Origin of the sequence: Streptomyces sp. HUAS CB01 (genome assembly GCF_030406905.1) — a bacterium.
Lineage (GTDB): Bacteria > Actinomycetota > Actinomycetes > Streptomycetales > Streptomycetaceae > Streptomyces > Streptomyces chengbuensis.
The window spans coordinates 6,664,753-6,685,252 of record NZ_CP129137.1; the positions used below are offsets into that span (position 1 = coordinate 6,664,753).

Genomic DNA, 20,500 nt, shown 5'->3' on the forward strand with positions numbered 1-20,500 from the left:
TCACAGTCGACAGGAAGTCGGCCACATCGTTGGACGCCGAAGTGCTCGTGGTCCGCCGAACGCATCTTGAAAGGGAGCCGATACCGAGGATGCCGTCCCCCTTCCCCTGCTCGGTGCCCGGTTGTCCGGAGGGTCATCATCGGGACTTGAGTCAATTGGCAAGACCGCTTCCTGCGACGCTGGCGAGGGCTGCCACCCGCCAAACCCTTGACGGGCTGCCCCTGCAACCGTCACAGGCGAGGGGTTCGCGCCACAACCAATGCGTTGATGGCCACGGTCCCGAGGACGGCAGCAAGGAGCGTTGTAGCAAGCACTAGTTGGACTCGCTCCGTGACGTTACCCATCCGCAAGTGAGCCTTGCCGCAGCCGAGTTCGAAGTCACTGGCGGGGGTGGCGGCAGGGCCGCTGCCACTCGTGTTCCTGGTCATGGACGCAGGACACCGCGTCTCGGGCGGTACGTCAAATTCCGCAGATACCGGGGCGTTCAGGTGATCGAAAACAAGTGGGTGTACCGCCACAGCTGGCTCGGTCACGCGTGTCACTGTCGCCCGGCTGCGGACCTTGGTGGCTGTCGAACCGGCGCGACGCCAGTGAATCCGCCGCAACCACTATCCCGCGTAGCGGCGCCGGTGGTGGAGCGGCGGACGGCACCAGTAGCGGCAGGCGGTGGGGCCCACCGGCTTCACCCCTTGCCCGCGATGTAACCCTTCCCGAACCCGCGTCCGGCGGCCTACGCTGACGGGCCAGTGCCGCCGTGATCACCGGGTCGTGAGGAGCGGCGGGAGGAGGGACAGCAGGACCGGGGGCAGGCCGCCGCCCGTACGCAAGCACCGGGACAGCGCACCGACGCTACCCGGGAGCGCGTGCCGGGGCCGGGCAGGCCGCGTCACCCGTCAGGGGGAGGGCCATGAACCGCTGGGTCGGCATCGTGTCGCTGCGCGAGACCGCGCCACCGACACCCGTGCACCGCATCGCGCTCGCCATCGATGCCGCGCGGAACCGGACGTCGTACCAGCTGGCCGGTCAGACGGTGCCGTACGCGCGGATGCGGTCGGCGCTGCGCACGCTCGGTCAGGAACACGCGCGCCATCACGAGTGGGAGCGGTACGCGTACTGCGTCGACCTGGCCGGCGACTTCTTCGACGGCGGCCACCCCCCGACAGGACTGCCCTCCTGGCTCACCAACGAACTCAAGAACCTCCTGGACGGCAGGTTCGGCACACCGCCGACCGGCGGGCGGAGCGTGCAGGCGGCCCCTCGGTGCACCGACTCGCGTCCTGCCCACCAGCGCTCGGCGTCCACCCGCCGGGGCCGGACCACACCCCCCGAAGCCGCCCGCCCGTCCCGGCCCGCGAGGTCGGCCCCGCCCGTGACCGGACAGCGTCCGTCGCCCGAGCCGGTCCGGCCCTACTCCCGCGCCGAACGGCGGCTCGACGTCCGCGACGTCACGAACCCGGCACTGTGCGAGCCGCCCGTGTCGCTGGTGGGCACGTACGGGCAAGAGGTCCGCGAGGTCGTGGGGAAGGCCGTGCGCGGAAGGGATGCCGGCCCCGAGGTCACCGCCTGGCTCGGCCTGGCCGCCGAACACCGCAGTCATCTCTACGAGAGCCACCACGCCGCCCAGGTCACACCGCACGTGCTCGGCCTGCTCGACCGGCTCGGCGCCACCACGCTCGACGTGATTCTTCTCGACGCCTACGCGCGATGGGCGACCCCTCGGAAGGCGGGCGAACAGTCGAGTGAACACGCCCGGCGTCGTGCCGCCGCCGACCTTGCGCTCGGCGCGTGGGCTGCCAAGCAGGGGCTGGTGCGCATGGGCGCGGGGGAGGCGCAGCAGCCCGCCCGGTCCGTCTTCGAAGGAGTGGCCCGGCAGATCCTCGGCGTGCTCAGCCTCTGGGGCGAGCACGAGGTCGCCCGGCGGCTGGTCGCCTCCGTGTGGCCCGACCTCGACCGCCCATCCGCGGAGACGGGTGCCGATCCCGTCACTCTGGCGCATACGGCCTTCCACAAGGAAGGACTGACCTACGAATACGACGAGGAGGGTCCGGACCACCGCAAGGTCTTCCACGCCGCCGTCCGCACCGGAACCGGCCGCAGGGCGGAAGGCAGCGGCCAGTCCAAGAAGGCGGCGCGGGCTGCGGCGGCACGAGCACTGCTCGATGCATACCCGCAGGTGGCCGCGGCGGCGGGCGCCGAGCGGAAGGCGGCACCCGCGACCCTGCCGGCCGCGTCGCCGCTGCCGTACGCGCAGCCGGGCAACCGGCACCGGGACGCCGTGAGCGACCTGGCGGCCATGTTCGAGCTCGGGCACCGTGCGGACGGGCTCCTTGCCCAGGCCCTCACACATGCCTCCTGGGTCCACGAGAACCCGGCAGCGGCGACCGCCGCCCGCCAGCGCGACAACCATCTCCTCGCCCACCACGGCTCGCACGTGCTGGACTACCTCGCCGCCCACGTCCGCGTCCACCAGGCCCTCGCGCACGGCCTCACCCCCGACGAGGACGAGGCGCGCATCCTCACCGCATCTGACGACGACACCGCCCGGCTCGGTGCGACCCTCCAGCTCGCGGAAGGGCTGCTGACGAGCCGCGGTGAGAGCGGACAAGGCCGCACAGCGGTGTCGGACGCCGCCCAGGCAGTCGTCGCCGCGGCCTGGCGCGTCCACGGGCCTCGGCTGCTTGGGCGCCGGCCCGCCGTCCTCGACGACTGGCTCTCCGGCCTGGAACACCAGCACGACCCGGTGACCGTCCTCGCCGCCATGGCCACCACGTACGGCATCGACCACGGGTACACGTACGACGTCTCGGGGCCAGACCACCTGAAGAGCTTCACCGCCACGATCAGGCTGCAGGACGCTCAGGGCCGGGTCCATCAGTGGACCGAGCGTCTGCCCAGAACCGCCGGAAAGCCGGAGGCGAAGAAGGCGACCGCCGAGGCCGTCCTCGACATCCTCGCCACTCCCGTCAACGGTGCTGTCGACGATCTTCCCGTCCCGGAACGGGACCTGCTCGTCTTCCTCCTGCGGGCCCAGCTCGATGGCCTGGGCCGGCCGACGGAACGGCAGCGCGCCCGGATGCTCGCCCGCGGCGACCTCGGCACCGACCTCCTCACCACCGGCGATACCGAGGCGTTTCTTATTTGGGCAGAACGCGTCCGCCTCCTGCTAGGGCCGGACGGCCCGGCCGTACCGGACGCGCTGCGCGAGCTTTACCGGAAGGTCCTCGCCGACACGCGCATCGGGCCCGACTCGCTCCTGCGCCGCATGGCCGCAGACCCCGGACTCGACGCCGCGAGCGTAGTCCGGCGAAACGCGACGGACGCTGTACGGCGCGCGTTGAGCAGCGGGCCGCAGGCCGCCTCGGTCCGAGACATCGTGCAGGACTGGTGGCGGGACCAGGCCCCGGCCACCGGCGTCACGGTCCGCGATGACATGCGTCAGGACGTCTTCCGCCCGCTTCCCGTCCACCTGGGCGTGCTGGACGAGACCCTGACGTGGTGCGGCGAAGCCGCCGAGGCAGCTGGCACCCGCATCGACGTCGAGCTGACGGTTCAGGACGGCACGCTGCACGTCTGGCTCGGCCTCGACAAGGTGGACATCCGAGCGGCGTGCGACGATTTCGCCCGCCTCCTGTCCCGCACCCTTCCGTTCACCGACTGCCTGGTCGGGGACGACCATGTACTGCTGCGCCTGCACGGCGATCTTGAGACGGCTCCCATCCATCCCCTGGCCACAGCGGGCATGGATGCCTACGTCTCCGTGCCTCTTGACCGGCGGAGGCTCACCAGGGAGGTCGCCGACGGGCCAATAGGAGCACAGGTCGTGCAGCCGTACTCGTGAGCCCGCTCCGCGAGCCAGGCCACCGGCCCCAACTGCCCCGTCGCCACAGCTCAGAGGACGGCCCTCGGCCCCGGTTCCAGTCGGCCGCTGGCCCAAGGGTAGGACGCCCATCCCTGGACGAGGATCGGGTTGAGGGAGTTCTCGTGCCCGTTCAGGCATTCGTTGAGCGCCCAGGTGGAGCGCCCGAGGCCGGCCGCCCGGTCCAGGAGTAGAGAGCTGGGTGTGGTGTCGGTGAGGGTCACCAGGCGTTCGACTTCGTGGGCTGCGACGACCGTTGTCGGGATGCCGGCGGTGGGCAGGTTGAGGTGGGGGAGGTTGGCGTTGGCGACGGGGAACGGTTCAAGGGTGACGATCAGTGCCTGGCGTGGACGGTCGGTCGGAATTTCGGCGAATGCCGGGTGGCGCTGGTCGATCTGGGCCGAGGCGGCGTTGACCTGGCGGAAAGCGCGGGCGAGTTTGCTGTCGGTCTCGGCGACGCCAAGTTCCAGGCCGAGGCGCGCGTTCTCGGTCGGCATCATGGACTTGACCTCCACGAGCAGCACCAGCTCGTCGAAGACGACGAACCAGTCGACGCTTTGCAGTTCGTTCCCCTTGACCCGGTACGTGATCTCCGAGATGACATCGGCGTCCGGTATCAGGCGGAGCTGGCGGCCGACGTACTCCTCGAAGAGGTAGCCGGTCTCCTGCAGGAAGTCGGGTCCGAAGTGCTCGCGTCCTGCGTGGTAGATGCCGGACGGAGTCGCTTTGCGCCAGACCAGCTGGTGGGAGGGGCACAGCAGGCCGGGTCCGAAGCCGGTGACCGCGGGCCGGCCGAGCAGCGGGTTGTACGTGAAGCGCCGCAGTTGGGCCGCTTTGCCGCCGGCCACTCTCGCTAGGTTCTGCGTGGTGTGCTTCTCGGCTGCTTTGACGGAGGCCACGTCGGTAGCGAAGTGCCGTTCGATGACGCGTAGGGCGGTGTCCCGGCTGACGGTGCGGTCGAACTTTTCCCCGTCCGGGCTGTCGTAGAGCGCGGGATCGAAACGCCCGGCGTTCAACAGTGCGCATCCCCAGAGCAGTTGCGCGGTGCCGACGTAGTCGGACAGCGGGCAGCCAAACACCTCGGTGTCCCAGCCGGGGACCATGCAGCGGGGCTGGCGGTGTGCGGGGAACGGTGTGTGTAGGTACAGCGCCGCGGTGCGGGCGAGACTGGCGAACTCCGGGGCTTGGAAGGCCATCTGTTCGCCGCCCAGGCGCATCAGGAAGTCCCTCAGGCGGACCGCGTCCTCGTCGGTGCCATGCAGGGTCGGTTCCTTCAGGCTGGAGTACGCGGCCAGGATCTCCAGCAGATCGCGCTCGGTGCCGTAGGCCAGGCGGACACGGGCCGCGTCAGCCAGCGCCCACGGCGTGTACTTCAGAGAGGGGCTTTTCAGCCGGGGCTGCGGCCGCTCGGGGATGCTGTAGCGCGCCGCCGCAGCGGCGATCAGAGGCAACAGTGAGCTGGGACGATGCCGCCGGATGCGCTGGCGGTATTCGTCCTCCGTCACCAGACTGGGCGTCTGCGGATGATGACCTGGCGGTCCCTCTCCGTAGGTCCTGCGTCTGCGGGCCGCTCCGCGAACGCCGGCTACTTGTCCGGTCGGGGGCCGGCACTGGCGTAGTAGAAGGCTCGTGCCTGTTTGACACGGTCCTGGGAGTCGCCATGCTCCGTTCCCTCGACGTTCAGCGGCGGGCGCAGTTGGGAGATCAGTTCCTTCTCCAGCGGGACCGGTTCGGGGTGCTCGGTCCAGGTGAGGGTGAGGTGGTGGTGCATCCAGTGGGTGAGGCGCTGCTCGTCCTCGGGAACCAGGACGACGCGGTCGGTCCAGGTGGTGCGGTAGCTCTCGGCGGCCATGAGGAGTCCGGCCAGAGTTCGACGCAGGGTAGACCGTCCGGAGTCCCTCAGGTGGTTGGAGGCGACGCGGGAGCGCAGCCGGCTGGCCTTGCCGAGGTAGAGCAGTCGCCGTCCAGCATCGCCCGAGTTGACCGGCCCGGGGAAGGAGGTCAGGATCTCGGGCGGTGCCCACCAGGCGTACACCCCTGCGGTCGTGGGCAGGGCGATAGTCGCGCGGCTAAGGGGGTGCGGTGTGGAGAGTAGATCGGCTGTGGCCTGCTGAACGGTCGCGTCGTCGAGCATGAACGCACCCTAGGCGCGACGGTGCGGATATGTCACCGCCTGCGGTGCCACCCCGCAGCTTGATCAGAAAGGCGCCTCAGTGCGGGCGAACGCCAACTGCTCACTCGCCCGCGCGGTCCTCATCCAGCCGTCGATCCTTGTCCTAGACGAGGCCACGTCGTCCGTCGACACCCGCACCGAAGTGCTGATCCACCACGCCATGGCCGACCTGCGCACCGGCCGCACCGGCGTCGTCATCGCCCACCGGCTGTCGACCATCCGCTACGGGGACATTATCCTCGTCATGGAGGCCGGGCGCATCGTCGAACAGGGCAGGCGCGAGGAGCCGTTTGGTGGCCGGTGACGCCTAGGGGCGCCTATAGGAGGCTTGTGGTCCCCGGGCCGTAAGACTCATTGTCCGTAAGGGAGTCAGGACTCACTGGGCAGGCGGTGACCGCATCGCTCCCATTGCGTGGGTACCTCATCATCAGTGGGTCTCTGTGCTGCGGGCAGAGGGCGGCGGGGGCCTCTACGTGACGGAGAGAAGCACCGGTTTGGTAAGCCGGTGATTTCCCGCTGCGTTGCGCCCCCGCCCCAGCTGAGCTCGGGGCGAGGAGGAGGGATTGGTGACCATCCACGTCACACGCGTTCGTACAGGGCCCCTTCCGCCTCTCTCAGCTCACGTTCGACGGCTTCGGTGAGGTTCGGGTTGTCGATAAGGATGCCGAACTCGACGTTGTTGTTCTCCGCGCTCCATGAGAGGTTCGCGCTGGTGACCAGGAGGAGGTGGTGGTCGATGGCGAGGAACTTGGCGTGATTGCGGACGTACCCGCCGTCGAATTCCTTGGTCCGCCATACCTCGGCCGGAGCGAGGTGCGCGGCTACCTCTGTGGTCGACGGGGACCAGTGTTGTCCGTTGCCGTCGGCGGCCCGGGTGTCCATGTAGACGCGGAGGGCGATGCCATTGCGCTGCGCGGCCGTTCGAAGTGATGTCCAGAGTGCTGAGCTGCGCTGGAAGTTGAAGGTCGAGCAGGTGATCGCGTGTCGGGCGCTGTCCACGAGGCGGGTGACCGAGGTGGTGAGCGGACCGCTCTGGGCCAGGTGTCCAGGCATGGTCCACAGCGGTGACAGTGTGGTCGGAAGTGCCCGTGCCCCCTCGATCGCCCGCAGGACCAGAATCTGTTGGGGTGCCGCTCCGGGACCACCGCCGACTGCCTCCAGTAAGCGTCGGACCTCTGCTCGCTGGCCGACCGCGACGACCTTGAGCGCGGTGGTCAAGGTGTCGCCGTCGGCCAGGCGGTCCGCTATGTCCTTGGCCTCTGTTCCGGTCAGCAGCCGGCCGAGCTGCCGTGGCGCGTCCGCGTCACTCATGGGCCTGGAAGAAACCGAGGTCACTGCCGGGCAGGTCGAGCAGGAAGCGGCGGTCGAGGAAGCGGTTGGCGCGCTCGCAGGAAGTCTCCGAGGCCATAACGCAGCAGTGGCAAGCGGCGCCGTGGAGGAAGTCCTCGGGATCCTGTGGGGTGCGCTTGGAGCAGATGGGGTCGGAAGAGCAGCGTGCGGCCTTGCGCAGCGCACTGCCGACCGCCCTCTGGAGGCGCGTGGGCTCGCTGAGCTGTACGAGGCCGCCGAGGGTGCCGTCGCTATCTGAGGCGGTGGTGCAGATGAGAAGGCCGGCCGCAGGCTCGCGACCCTCGGCGGCGGGCCACGCGTAGAGGCGTTCGCTGAGGCTAGCGGCCGAGTAGCCGCAGGTGAGGGCGAGTTCGCGGATGAGGACGTGGGCGAGGGTGTGGACGAGCCAATAGCGCGGGGGCTTCAGGCGGCTCTCGGGATCTACCTGGTCGGCGGTTTCGGAGAAGCGGCGCCTGAAGTTCCTGTCGTGTGCCTCGCGGTGCAGCTTCCACAAGTCGGTGTCCAGGACGCGCTTCTCCCATGCGGCGACGGCGTTCTCGTCGAGCTGGAGGAAGATGCCTTCGCCCCGGTCCTCAGTGGCCACGGTCCAGGTCGGCCGGGACGTGCGGGTCAGTGGGGCCAAGCGGCGCGGGAGGTCGCCGACGCGGTCCATGTCGTCGATGCGGGTGAAGCCGACCAGGGCGTTCACCTTGCGAAGGCGTTCGACCGCGAGCACACGGGTGATCTCCGGCTGCAAGGCGTCGCCCCGATCACGAGTGGCGAGGGTGAGCCCGCTCTGGGGGTCCTCGACGCGGGTGCCGACGATGTCCCGCAGCAAGTAGCGCCACTCGGGGACGAGGAGGTCGACCGGGTCCCAGTCGCGGAGCTTCTCCTCCTGCTCTTCGGGGGTGTCGGTGGGGGCTGAGGCCGCCTTAAGGACCTGCTCCAGGTCGTGGTCGGACAGGCCCGTGATGTTGACGCCGCCGTCCATGCCGAGCAGGTCCCGGATCAGGTCCAAGTTGTCGCGGTACTTGGCGAGCTTGTCACCCAGCGCAGTGCGGACCCGGTCGGCAAGGTCGCTGGCCTGTTCCTCCTGGGACTCCGGCATCACGATGATCGACTGGGTGGCCGGGAACCATAGGTTGGAGGCACCGACGAGCATCAGCCGGGTCTCGTTGCGGCAGCCCTTGGGCTCGAAGCCGTCCAAGTGGGGGTGGCGTCCGCGGCACTGCGGGAGTTTCGCCCTGCCTGCCTCGCCCTGGGCCTCGTTCATGGGTCGCCGCATGTCGCAGGACGCGCAGTGGATCACGGCCGAGGCTCCCTTGCCAGCGGTCCGGTCGACCATCTTCAGAGCGGGCAGCTCTGCTTGGCTACACGGCTGTCCGCGGTGCACCCACAAATCGTACGGAAACTCGTCCAAGTGCCCGTCGACGCAGGCCAGCAGATATCGGGCCGGGATGGCGGTGCGGCGCATCGGCTTGCGGGTGCCGGCGCCCGCGCGGCCCGTGCACTTGGCGTGCTCGAAGACGGCCAGGTCGGTGCGGAAAGGGTGCGTGTTGCTGTAGTCGAACTGAGTGAGCAGTCCGAGCATGTCGCAGCCCGTGCACCGCAGCCATTGCGGGAAGACCCGGGAGGGCACTCCGAGGTCGTTGCCTTCGGCGGACCGGCTGTGTTTCTTCGGCTGCCAGGGATACGGCCGCAGCTGCACGTCGGGCGAACGCAGCATCATTCGGACCACGTCACGCAGGCGCGGGGCGTGGATCTGCGGGGGTGCGGAGTCGCGGCGCCGCCAGATGCGGTCCCAGTCGTCCAGGCCGGTGGGCATGATCGTGAACTGTGGCAAGTCCATGATCGCGCCGGGGCCGTAGGTGTAGAGCAGGGAGGAGGGGCGGGCGGAGCCGACCTTGGCACGGTTGTGCTTGGTGGCCTTTTCCGCCTCCTGTTCCAGGTCGCCTAGCGGGTCGACGGCGTGGGCGACATCGTAGACGAAGCGCGTCTCGTCACTCACGAGTTGTCCTCCGGCATCTTCCACTGAGGGGCATGATCGGGTGCGCGGTACACCAGTCGTTCCTTGATCGGGCTCACCAGGAGGTTGATCTCCGGCTGCACCTCGCGCATTGAGTTCGCCACGATGAACGGCGCGGCGTCGCGGGTGTCGATGCCAGCCTTGGCGTTCTCCGCGCTCATCATCAGCGCGTCGTGCCGGCCGTCGTCCAGAACCCTCTCGTACACCAGCGACTTACGGTCCTCCATGAGGCTCTTGCGTCGCTTGCCCCATTGGTCGAGCCGGTTCTCCAGGCGTAGGCGGGCGCGGGTGGCGGCATCCTCGTCGCCGGCCCGCGCGACGCGATGCACGAGGGCGTTGACGAGTTCGCCCGCGAAGTGCTGCTCGGCCTCGATACGGGCCGCCCCGTCCTCCGGGGACAGCCCTTGGCTGGCCTTGGCGGCCTGCAGGACACGGGCGGCGCTGACCAGCACGCCGTCCAGGCCGCGCTCCAGCGAGGTCACCGAGAACGGGGTCACCGACAGTGCCTCCACCTGGGCGTAGAACGTCTCGTGGTAGTGGCGGAACTGCTCGAAATGGGCGAGGTCCCTCGGCCGCGCCCAGTTCCCGAGCGCGACCACCAGGCCCGGCCGGTCCGCGGTACGACCGACACGGGAGGACGCCTGGATGTACTCCGCGGTGTTCTTCGGCTGCCCGACCACAAGCATCAGCCCAAGGCGAGTCACGTCCACGCCCACCTGGAGCATGGAGGTGGCCAGGACCACGTCGTACGGATTGACCTCACGCGTGGGTTCCGGCATCTTCGCCTCCCTGAGCGCGCGCCGGTTGCGCTTGCCTGCGGTGGAGTCGAAGCCCGGGTCGAACGCCGTTGCCATCTGGTCCAGGGTCGCGGTGATGTCCGCGCTGGCCACGCGCGAGGTCAGTTCGGCGACGTGCAGCGAACCGTAGTCGGTGCCGGTGCGGCGGGGGAGCTTCGACCAGGGGCGGCCCTTGGCGAGCGCGGTCTGGATGTCGTCGCTCATGTATCGAGCCATGCCGGCGAGTTCACGAGTGGCGCTGAAGTAGCTGACCAGGCTCATGTACGGATCGGCCGCGCGGCCGGAGCGGTCGATAAGCAGCTGCCCGCCGGCGAGGAGCACCTCGGCGACACGGATCTCCGCTGTGGTCAGGCGCACGCCGGTCGTGCTGATCCCGACGTACCTGCGTCCCGGGTGCTTCTCGGAGACCGGGATCTCCTTGGAGAAGTAGGTGTTGCCTGCGTCCAGGACCTGCGGCGGGAAGATGGTGACGTCGCGCCCGTACAGTGCACGCACCTGCTCCGACGCGTTTCGGGCGGTGGCCGTGGAGGCGACGAGCAGCGGACGCACCGGGCGCCCGTCCTTCGTCCGCCAGTCGGTCATCACGTCGATGGCCACCTCGAACAGGCCCACCGTCGTGCCGAGTGCCCCGGTGATCAGGTGCAACTCGTCCTGGATGACCAGATCCGGGGGCCGCAGTCGCATGGCCGGGTGAATGGGGGCCGCCGGCAAGCCGTTCTTCTTGGGGTGCTTGCTGCCGTCTTTGATGTCGCACTGCTGATAGTCGGGATGCACGAAGCCGTGCCGTTCACAGCGCCGCGAGATGTGCCCGAACAGCGAGGCGGCCTCGCCCTCCCGCGCCAGGCGGGCGAACTTGTCCACAGTGGCGATGACGAAAGCCGGCGCGAGCCGGTAAATCTCCTCGTCCACCGTGAGCACCGGCAGCCCGTCCGGGACCTCACCGCCGTCAGCGAACGGACAGTCGGCCAGCTCGTCCCCGCAGTACACGTACACCCGGCGCAGCGCGGGCTCCGTGCGCACATCCCGTGCCTCGACCCGGGTCCCGCACCACGGGCAGCGCTGGATCTGCAGCACCGTCAGGCGATAGCCGCGGCCTCCATGGGCCTTCTGCAACTGCTCGGCGGCCTCGTCGTAGCGTTTCGGGCTCACATCGGTGCCGACCCACAGCCCGATCCGGAACGGCTCCTGCCCCCATGTCGCCACATCATCGCGCCGCGCCAGCTCCGCCGCGCACACCAGGGCGGTGGCGCGCTGGAACTGCTGGGCGGTGAGCAGGCGCAGCGTGTACCGCATGAGGACGGCCACCCCGGATCGCCCGTCCAGCGGACTGTCGAAGGCATCCACGACGCCCTGGCGGCGACGGATCGCGAACGTGTACGCGGCCAGACCCAGATACGCCTCCGTCTTGCCACCACCGGTAGGGAAGAACAGCAGCTGCGCCTTGGCCAGATCCCCCGACCGCTTCTCGGCTGCCGGGTCGGACAGCAACGGCAACTGCATGAGCACGAAGGCGAGCTGGAAGGTACGCCACGAATGCGCCCGTTCCTTCTTTTCCCCGAGGATCGCCTCGCGAGCCTCGTCGATGCTTTCCTCCGGCTGGCTCGCCCGCCGCTCCGCGACCTGGGACTGCACACGCTGATCGGCCATCACCCGGTTCATGAACCGGAAGCAGCGCAACGCCTCCTTGTCCCCGAGGAGATGGTTCAGACCCTCCTCAAGCTGGCGATGCACGCGGCGTGCCTCGGTGACCGCATCCAGACCCTCGGACCGCAGATGCTCCGGAAGAGCCTTGGCCCGCTGCTCCTCGCCGTCCAGCCAGGCCGTGTAACCTGCGACGATCGGCTCAAGACCCGTACGCAGTTCGTCGGTCGATGCCTCCTGGAGCTTGCGCATGTCCAGCAGGGCCGCGCCGATCTCCTCGGCGGCCGTTTGCGGCGTCTCGCTCACCGGCAGCCACGTCGTCCAGACCTCACTAGCCCTGCGCGCTCCCTTGGCTACCTTCCAGTCCACCGAGCAGGTCCGGCCATGGGCGAACTCCAGACGGTTGCGGTACTGAAGCCGCAGCCGCCGCAGCTCGTCGTCCGGCTCCTCGCGGGTATCGAGGAGTACGTCATTGACCGGCAGGAACACCTCAGCTCCACCGGCCGACACCGACAGCTTGGTCTGGTACAGCCATGCCTCAACCGGGATCTTGCGAGGCGTCTCCCGGTCGTTGCACAACGCCACCTCTATCAGCCGACAGCCACGCTCGGAGTCGTCGTAACGATCCACCCGAAGCAGGACCTTGTCCTTGAGCACGATCTCGGTCGTGCGGGACGGCTTCAGGTCGGCAACCTTGATCGTCTTCGCGATGGCGTGCGGGGTGCGCTGGAAGCGACGGAGCGCCGGAGCGGGGGCCGCGCCCTCGCCGTCTCCGGTGCCCTCGCCGCGCTTCTCTTTCACCGGCTCGTACGTGCCCCACGAGGCGGTCACCGTGAACTCGTCCAGATCGTCAGGGATCTGGAAGCGCAGCCCCATCGACGCCGGGATCATCAACCCGCGCTTCTGCGGCTGGTCCTCGACCTCGTCCTCGTCCGAACTCGCGCTGCTGTCGTCGACGGCGGTGAGCGGCACGCCCCGGCTCTCGGCGGCATCCACAGCGTCGCCCACGTCGGTCGCAGCGTCGTCCGATCCAGCCTCGCCTGGGTCATCCTGGCCGGCGGTGAGGCGCACGGGCGCGATCCGGCCGATCAGGTACGCCGAGTCGGGGACGCCTTCGAGGACCTCGTCCGGGCCGTTGGCCGGGCCGAGGAGCTCGCGCTCCAGGATGTCGACCAGGTTCTCCCGGGCAGTCCAGGAACGGTCGTCGGGTTCGAGGGTGAGACGGTAGGCAGGGGCTTGGGGGCCGCCGGGTGTCGCTGCGGGCTGGCCGCCGTCGCGCCGGGGGGTGGTCACTCGTCGCCCTCCTCTTCCTCAGTGGCCTCATTGTCGCCGGTGGGACTGACAACACCCTGCGACGCGGCACGGCGGTGGTTCTCTTCGAGGAGGCGGTCGAGGATCTCCACCCGGGCGGCGGGGCTCACCGTCCAGCGTTGCATCTGGCGGTAGGTGTGGAAACCGTGGTCCAAGGGGACGTCATCCCAGCCGTAGGCGGCCATAACTTCTTGGTCGAGCGCGACGTGGATCTCGCGGAGGCGGGCTACGTCGAGGTCGGCAGAGTCGGAGATGGCCGGGTCATTGACCATGTTATAAAGCTTGGTCAGGCTCAACTCTCGACGAAGCATGACTTCACGGCGCGCGCGATCGAGAGTCCTGCCAGCTTCCTCAAGTGCCTCAGTAGCGGGAGGCCGAGGGAACGGCTCGAAGACGTCCGAGTGGGTATAGCGAGGGTCGTTACGCAATCCTGATCCGTATTTGATGGCCCACATCTGGTGTGGGCTCGACGAGAGGACCGCCTCGAATGAGTGTGAATCGGTCGCGAATACTCCGAGTCCATGACTGAAGATCTGCCCGGTCTTGACTCGTGCGGGCATAACAGTCCTGCTGTGGATGGTGAGCACCAGAACTTCAGTAAGTTCTGAGATGGCTTTGCGTAGTGCGGGACGCTTCTCGCCGTACTGCCACCATCGATCGCGAAGCACCTTGCGATTTACTCCCTGACGGGCAGGCTTTACATCACGAAGTACGCGCTCATAGGGTAGCGCATACCTACTCGCCGCCTCTTCTGAACGATCATAGAAATCAATGATCCAGCGTGAGGGTGAGGCATCATGACGAGAGTTCAGGTCCTCTCCCGTCAAATAGGGGAACACTACGTCTGCATTTGCCGGATCACGCTCGACCCATTCCGCAGCCTCTTCGGCTGTGAGTAGAAAACCGGAACCGTACGGCTTACATCCCTCGAAAGCGATTCTGGAGTTCTCTAGCAGGCGCACCGGATCCCCGTCCGTTCGCCCCGCGGCCTCCAGCAGCGTAGAGATCCGCCTCACAGGAATGCCATCTGCAATTCTAGGTGAGCTCGGCGCCACCATTCCCCTAGTGCCCCAAACAGCCGCATACTCGAGATTAGCGCTCGCCGCTGGCCACGAGTTGCTTTGGATTGCGCGGGTGATGGTAAACCCACTCCGGGACATTTGTTCAAGTCCAACCTTGCGACTGAACCCCTGAGCGACCGAATTTGTGGCAATGAGCCCAAGTCCGCCATGCCTAGACAGAAGGTCGTGCGCTCGCAGGAAGAAGTACGCCACGAGATCGGCACTTCCCTTCTGCCCGCCGGCAAGGGCGTGGACAAACCAATCTCGGATGTTGGTACCCATCGAGCCGGTGAGCTTCGGCCCGCCCAGGAACGGCGGGTTCCCGATGACCGCATCGAAGCCACCCCGCTCCATCACGTCTGGCACAGCCAGGATCCAGTGCAGCGGCTTCCAACGCTCGTAGTCCGTGGTCACTGTCGGGGTGAGCCCGACTTTCTGGATGCCGTCGAGCATCGTCCGGTTCGCCTCCCCGCCATCGGCCGGATAGGCCCTCTCCACCGCGAGACGCAGATTCTCGTATGCGGCCTTCAACTGCTTCCCAGGCTTGCCACCCCAGCGCAGCCCGGCCGCGATCACCCCGTCCGCGACGTCGGCGAGCTGCGCGGTCAGCTCCTGGTACCGGCGGAACTGCCGCCGCTTGGTGGCGGCCGAGCGCTGCGGGTCGCTGTCGTCGACCTCGGTGGCGAGCTGGCGACGCAGGCGGCTGGCCTGGTCCAGGATGTCGTCCACATCCAGGGCGAAGATGCTGAACTGGTTGCCGGCCACGGCGGGGTCGATGTGAAGGCGGCGCAGCTGGTCGGCGTCGGTCAGGCCAAGCAGGGCGTTGCCGTGGAGCACCTTGTCGTCGACGAAGGAGAAGGGGAGCTTCGGGTCCAGCGACACCAGCCAGAGCGACAGCTTGCACATCTCCACGGCCATGCCGTTGATATCGGCGCCGTACAGGCAGGTCGCGACGACGGTCCTTATCGCGTGGACGAGCAGGTCGTGCGGCGTCCTTCCGTACGCCACGCCCTCACGCTGCCATGCCTCGACGAGCCGGTCGGCGAGGTAGCGCGCCGCGGCGACGAGGAAGGCGCCCGAGCCGCAGGCGATGTCGGCGATGCGCAGGTCGAGGATCTGGTCGGAGTCGATGGGCCGCCACGCGTCCTGGTCGGCGGTCTGGTGTGGGCCGGGCGAGTAGACGAGAGGTTCCAGCGCGTACCGGACGACTTCCTCGGCCAGTGAGCGGGGCGTGTAGTGCGCGCCAGCTGAGGCGCGCGAGGGGGTCTCCACCAGCAGAACGCCGCCGGGCTCGACCACCAGGGGCCGGTTGCGCAGGTCGCGGCGGATGATTCCGATGAACGGACGCAGCCGGTCGCGCAGTTCGGGGTCGTCGGTGACGTCGCGCAGGGCGATCTCGGTGTCGTCGAGGGTGTCGCCCGCCTTCAGCGCCTTGGTGAGGGCGGCTTTGCTGGACGGCTTCGCGGCCGGCTGGTGCTGCTTGATCCAGGCGAGGATCGCGTCGGCCAGCGCGTTCTCGGTGCGCTTGGTCTGGCTGAGTTCTTCGAGGGTGGCGAGGGGGATCTCGGGTTCGGATCCCGCGCTGCCGGTCAGGCCGACGATGATCTCTTCGGCGGGTTGGCAGGAGTAGCCGAGCAGGCCCTCGTAGATGTAGCCGATCTGTTCGACGTCGATGTCGCGGAAGGAGATCCGTCGTGCTCCGCCGGGCAGTTGGGCGATCTGGACGGCGCGCAGGACTTCGAGCATGACGCGGTCGCTGACCGTGATGGCCAGGGTGTCCTGGGAGTCGCAGGCGGTGAGGAAGGGGAAGCGGGCCGGATCGAAGAGGGAGCCGCCGTACTCGGGCAGGCGCAGGTCCTCGAAGCTCGCGCCCCGGTACAGGGCCTGGGAGGTGGCCAGGAGCCGGTGCCAGGTCAGGAACGTGGCGTCGAGGGCCTGTTCGCCCTCTTCCTTCTCGCGGGCGTCGAGGAGGTCGAGTTCGTCGCTGATGCCGTATCCCATGGCGAAGAGGCGGCTCTGGGGCAGCAGTCCGCGTTCTTCGGCGAAGAGGAGGAAGACGACGCGCATCATGACGGTGACGGCGGCTTCGTAGACCTCGCCCCTCGCCGTCGGCAGTGGGTCGGGTTCGCCGCGTCGCTGTGCGTCCAGGGCGCCTTCGGACAGGGCCTGGACGATGAGTTCGACGGCGCGGCGGACCTGGGTGCCGAGGGCTTCGGTGATCTTCTCGGCGGCGGTGACGGACTCGCCGAAGAGTTCGGTCAGCCGGTCCTGCTGTTTGCCGCCGACCAGGCGGCGGCGCTGGAGGAGTTCGATGAAGGCGTTGCGGGTCTGGGGCTCTTCGATCCAGGTCTGGGCGTCGACGATGCCGGAGGCGACCATGGTCTGCGGGCGGGCGCTGACGATCGCCCACCAGCGGCCGTCGGTGACGACGCCGATGGGGACGCCGGAGGCACGCAGTAGCTCCTCCATGCGGTCGATGGGGCTGGCCGACCAGCCGTCGGTGAGCGGATCGCGAAGGGAGTCCGTGGGGTCGGTGACCAGGACGAGAGCCCCGGTCGTGTCGCCGTGGACGAGGGCGCCGTCGGCGCGCACGGTGACGGCGTAGTCGGGCGAGCGGACCTCGGTGGCGGCTGGGGCGGGCACGGTGTAGGAGGCGCCCCAGCGCAGCCCCTGGCGCAGGACGAGGTCGACCCAGGTGTCGCGGGCCTCGCGGTACAGGTCGAGGGCGGCTTCGTCGCCCGGGTGCTCGTCCCAGTTCTCCCATGCCTTCTCGAAGGCGGGCTTGGCGTCCTTGATGGCGTCGAGCGCCCGGGAGTCGGGCTGGGGGATGCCCTGGGGGTAGACACGTTCCAGGGCAGGCACGGCGAGGAAGGGGCCGTCGGCGTCGACGAGTTCGAGCCAGGCGCGGTGCAGGCCGGCGGCGGTCTGGGGGTAGCGGCGGCTCATGCCTTGACCATTCCGTTCTTCGCGTCTTCGGGGGTGAGGGCGAACACGACCGCGGCGGCGGATACGTAGGGCCTGATGTCGCTGTAGCGCTCCTGGATCGAGGCGATCTCGCGCGCCTCCTCGTCGTCCAGGCTGTCCAGGCGCTCGTTCATGTGGTGCAGGTCCCGGCGTCGCTGCTTCTGCTGGTCGTCGGTGAACAGCAGTTCTTCCTCGGCGCGGATGGCCTGCTCCAGGCGGTCGCGGGATTCGCGCAGGTTGAGCCGGAAGGCGTCGAAGATCTCGTGGGCGCGCTTGATGTCGGAGTCCCGACGCTGGGTGAGTGCCTCGGTGACTTTCTCCTGACGGCTGGCGCTCTTGCGTTCCATCGCGGTCAGCAGGCGGGTGCGCAGCCGGGAACCGTCGTCGTTCCACTGCTCGGCGAGGTGAGCACGTACCTTCTCATCGGCGAGGAGCAGATCGGCGGAGTCGAGGGTCTCGTCGAGGACCTGCTCGACCTTGGACTCGGCAAGGGCCTGACCACGCAGTCGGACGCCCGTGAGGAACACCTCCTCGTGCAGGCGCAGCCCGCCGCGTCCGACCAGGACGAGCCGGGAGACGGCGGCGACACAGGACTCGGGAAGGCCGGGGGCGATGACGGCGGTGACCCGGTTGACCGGGGAGTCCGTGCTGAAGAGCGCGGAGCGCAGGGTGCGGGTGGCGCGCTGCATGAGGGCGTGCCCGAGGTGGATGTGGACCAGGTCGGTGCGGTGTTGCGCGGCCTGGTCGTCGAAGGTGATGGGGCGCGGGACGCCAGGCTCCAGGCGGGTGTCCAGGCCACGCAGGGCTGGCTGCCAGGAGCGGCTGAGGTTCGGGATCTCGAAGACCTGTGCTTCGGTGCGGTCGTCGCCGATCTCGACGAGCGGGGGCTGAGAGGTCAGCGTGAGCGCCGTGTCCACCACCCGGCGGGCGTTTGCGGGCGTGAGATGCATGGCGGCCTTGCTCTCGTGGTAGGTCTCGGAGAGCTTGGTGAGCCGGCGGTTCAGCTCCATTCCGCCGGCCAGCACGCGGGTGATCACCTCGTTGCCGTCGTCCGGCGCGGTCAGCCGGGCCTTGCGCACCGTACGGGTGGGGGCGAAGTGTTCCTGCACCTCGGCATCGATGACCTGGTTGACCTTGCCGAGGTCCTCGGTGGCCTGCCCGACCTTGGTCGCGATGATCCCCATGAACTTCATGTCCGCGTCGTACGTCGTGGAGCTGGAGACCGGCACGAAGTGGAAGATCTCAGGGTGCTTGGTCTGCCCGTACCGGTCGATCCGGCCGATGCGCTGCTCCAGGCGGGACGGGTTGAAGGGGATGTCGAAGTTGACCAGGCGGTGGCAGTGGGTCTGAAGGTCGATGCCTTCGCCGGCGGAGTCGGTGGCGAGCAGGACGCGGACCGGGTGCTTGTCCGGGCTCTCGGTGAACAGGGCGCGGATCTTCTCCCGCTCCTCGGTCGGGGTCGAACCCTGGATGACCTCCAGCACGTCGTTGTAGCCGCGCTGCCGCAGGACGCGCTCGATCCATTCGAGGGTGGCCGCGTACTCCGTGAATACCACGACACGTTCGTTGGTCCAGTGGGCGCCGTCCGGCCGGCAGACCGCGGCGAGGAAGGTCAGGAGTGCTTCCAGCCGGGAGTCCGGCTTGTGCTCATAGCGGCGCCCCCACTCGATGAGCGAGGCGATCTCGCTGCTGGTGGCCGCGACCAGGGGGTCCGAGCCCTTGGAGTGGCGCAACGCGGTGAACTCGGGGTGTTCGGCCGCGCCTTCCTCCTCGTCGGACTGGCCGCTGCCCAGCACCTCTGTGTAGTACTGGTCTTCGTCGTCCATCCGGAGCTGCCGGTCACCGCCGTCCGAGCCCTCGTACAGCTCAAGGGTGCGGGCGAAAGACCACGGGCTGGACAGGAAACGCTTTTTCAACAGCATCGCGACGATGTCCCCGCCCGATCCCTTGCCGTTTGCCCGGGCGCTGTCCGCCAGCAGCCGCTCCAGCCGCGCGAACTGCTGCTGCTCCTCCTCCGACGGCGTGAACGGGAGGGTCCCCAGCTTCCGGGTCTTGAACCCCTTGTCCGGCAGATCGGTCTTCAGCCACCGCACCATCACCTCCTTCAATGCCTGCTCGTCGATGCTCGCGCCGCGGGTGAACCGGCGACCGTCGATCATCTCCAGCAGGGCGGTGAACGACTCCGAATAGCCGTTGTGCGGCGTCGCACTCAGGAACAGCCGGTGCTCGCACGCTTCCGCAAGCCGCATCGTCGCCGTCGTCCGCTTGCTGTCCACCGCGTAGCCGCGCTGCCCCGGCGCCGTCGTCGGGCTGGCCGGCGCCACATGGTGAGCCTCGTCGACCACCAACACGTCGAACGCGTACCGCCTGGCCGTGCTCGCGCTGCGCACATCGGCCAGCACGTCGCGCAGCAGGCGCTGCGCACGCAGTGACGGCAGCCACGCCATACTCACGATCACGCGCGGAAAGAGCCGGAAAGGGTTGGCGTTCAGCCCGTGGCTCCGCCGCACCTTCGCCATCAGCTCGCTGTTGACGATGACGAAATCGAGGCCGAACTTCTCCCGCATCTCGTCCTGCCACTTCAACGACAGACTCGGCGGGCACACGATCACCACGGACCGCGCGCGGTGCCGCAGCAGCAGCTCCTGCACGACAAGCCCGGCCTCGATGGTCTTGCCCAGACCGACGTCGTCCGCGAGCAGCAGGTTCGTACGCGACGACTGAAGGGCCCGGCTCAGCGGCACCAGCTGGTACGCCTCCACGTTCGCGCCGCTGCGGAACGGAGCCTGATAGGAGTCGGTGTCCGCCGAGGTGACCGCACCCCAACGGACCGCGTCCACGAACGCGGCGAGGGTGTTCGGATCGTCGAACGCCTCCGCCCGCACGGTCTCCGGCAGCCCCTGATTCGGGGCGACAGTGTGCCCGACCTCGAGCTCCCAGACCACCGTCAGCTCCTGCCCGAGCCGGTCCTCGTCCAGCGACTGCAGGCTGACCACATGTGTAAGGCCGGGCACGCCCTCATCTGCGGGGCTACGGGGAAGCCCCTGCTTACGGACATCAGACACGGCCCAGGTCGAGCCCCGGACCTTGACGACCTGCCCGGGCTCCGGGACCGGTGGAAGGGCAGTCGCGCTCGCGGTACTGCTCGCTGATCCCTGCGGATGCTCCGTAGCGGTCGCCACCTGGGCAGACTCCTTCACCGATGCCGTCATTGCCGGACTGAGACCCCCTTTGCGCTTCGCGCCGCCACGAGGCGCTGGAGGATCACGAAAGCACCAGTATCTACGACCTTGGGTGCGGCCTGCTTCGAGTCGCGCGAACTCGCTGAGAGCGCTGGTCAGC

Annotated in this window: 8 protein-coding genes and 1 pseudogene; 2 read left to right on the forward strand and 7 right to left on the reverse strand. The window is 68.5% G+C overall.

Going from position 1 to position 20,500, the window contains the following annotated elements; translation table 11 throughout:
• Positions 1 to 907 precede the first annotated feature (907 nt).
• A complete protein-coding gene (locus tag QRN89_RS29315) occupies positions 908 to 3,838 on the forward strand; it encodes a putative dsRNA-binding protein (protein WP_290352430.1) in 2,931 nt (976 codons plus the stop codon).
• Between the two features lie 50 nt (positions 3,839 to 3,888).
• Here the strand turns inward: QRN89_RS29315 and QRN89_RS29320 are convergent, their stop codons facing one another.
• Positions 3,889 to 5,361 carry a hypothetical protein gene (locus tag QRN89_RS29320; protein WP_290352431.1) on the reverse strand — a complete coding sequence of 491 codons (1,473 nt, stop codon included), beginning with the start codon at positions 5,359 to 5,361 and terminating at the stop codon, positions 3,889 to 3,891.
• An 80-nt stretch (positions 5,362 to 5,441) separates the two neighbouring features.
• On the reverse strand, positions 5,442 to 5,990 hold the full coding sequence (locus tag QRN89_RS29325) for a GIY-YIG nuclease family protein (RefSeq protein WP_290352432.1): 549 nt from the start codon (positions 5,988 to 5,990) through the stop codon (positions 5,442 to 5,444).
• 75 nt (positions 5,991 to 6,065) lie between these two features.
• On the opposite strand from QRN89_RS29325, the pseudogene QRN89_RS29330 reads away from it, so the two are divergent.
• A pseudogene (locus QRN89_RS29330) lies at positions 6,066 to 6,333 on the forward strand (P-loop NTPase family protein); the annotation flags it as partial.
• Between the two features lie 275 nt (positions 6,334 to 6,608).
• Here the strand turns inward: QRN89_RS29330 and drmC are convergent.
• From drmC to drmD, 5 genes are read right to left on the reverse strand one after another with little or no spacing between them, the layout of a single operon-like run.
• Positions 6,609 to 7,340, reverse strand: coding sequence for a DISARM system phospholipase D-like protein DrmC (drmC, locus tag QRN89_RS29335; RefSeq protein WP_290352433.1), 732 nt, complete (start codon positions 7,338 to 7,340; stop codon positions 6,609 to 6,611).
• Positions 7,333 to 9,366 carry a DUF1998 domain-containing protein gene (gene drmB, locus QRN89_RS29340; protein ID WP_290352434.1) on the reverse strand — a complete coding sequence of 678 codons (2,034 nt, stop codon included), beginning with the start codon at positions 9,364 to 9,366 and terminating at the stop codon, positions 7,333 to 7,335. The genes drmC and drmB overlap by 8 nt, the downstream gene beginning before the upstream one ends.
• Positions 9,363 to 13,115: a DISARM system helicase DrmA gene (gene drmA, locus QRN89_RS29345; RefSeq protein ID WP_290352435.1), complete on the reverse strand. Its 3,753-nt coding sequence runs from the start codon at positions 13,113 to 13,115 to the stop codon at positions 9,363 to 9,365. Before drmA ends, drmB begins: the two co-directional genes overlap by 4 nt.
• On the reverse strand, positions 13,112 to 17,140 hold the full coding sequence (locus tag QRN89_RS29350; RefSeq protein WP_290352436.1) for an Eco57I restriction-modification methylase domain-containing protein: 4,029 nt from the start codon (positions 17,138 to 17,140) through the stop codon (positions 13,112 to 13,114). Before QRN89_RS29350 ends, drmA begins: the two co-directional genes overlap by 4 nt.
• The gene (drmD, locus tag QRN89_RS29355) at positions 17,137 to 20,370 is read right to left on the reverse strand and encodes a DISARM system SNF2-like helicase DrmD (protein ID WP_290352437.1); all 3,234 of its coding nucleotides are present in this window, start codon (positions 20,368 to 20,370) and stop codon (positions 17,137 to 17,139) included. Before drmD ends, QRN89_RS29350 begins: the two co-directional genes overlap by 4 nt.
• Positions 20,371 to 20,500: the final 130 nt, after the last annotated feature.

What these genes read in the sequence shown, in the direction of transcription:
- QRN89_RS29315 (WP_290352430.1), top strand. Translation starts at nt 908, where the DNA reads ATGAACCGCTGGGTCGGCATCGTGTCGCTGCGCGAGACCGCGCCACCG.
- QRN89_RS29325 (WP_290352432.1), bottom strand. Translation starts at nt 5,990, where the DNA reads ATGCTCGACGACGCGACCGTTCAGCAGGCCACAGCCGATCTACTCTCC.
- drmD (WP_290352437.1), bottom strand. Translation starts at nt 20,370, where the DNA reads ATGACGGCATCGGTGAAGGAGTCTGCCCAGGTGGCGACCGCTACGGAG.
- drmC (WP_290352433.1), bottom strand. Translation starts at nt 7,340, where the DNA reads ATGAGTGACGCGGACGCGCCACGGCAGCTCGGCCGGCTGCTGACCGGA.
- QRN89_RS29350 (WP_290352436.1), bottom strand. Translation starts at nt 17,140, where the DNA reads ATGAGCCGCCGCTACCCCCAGACCGCCGCCGGCCTGCACCGCGCCTGG.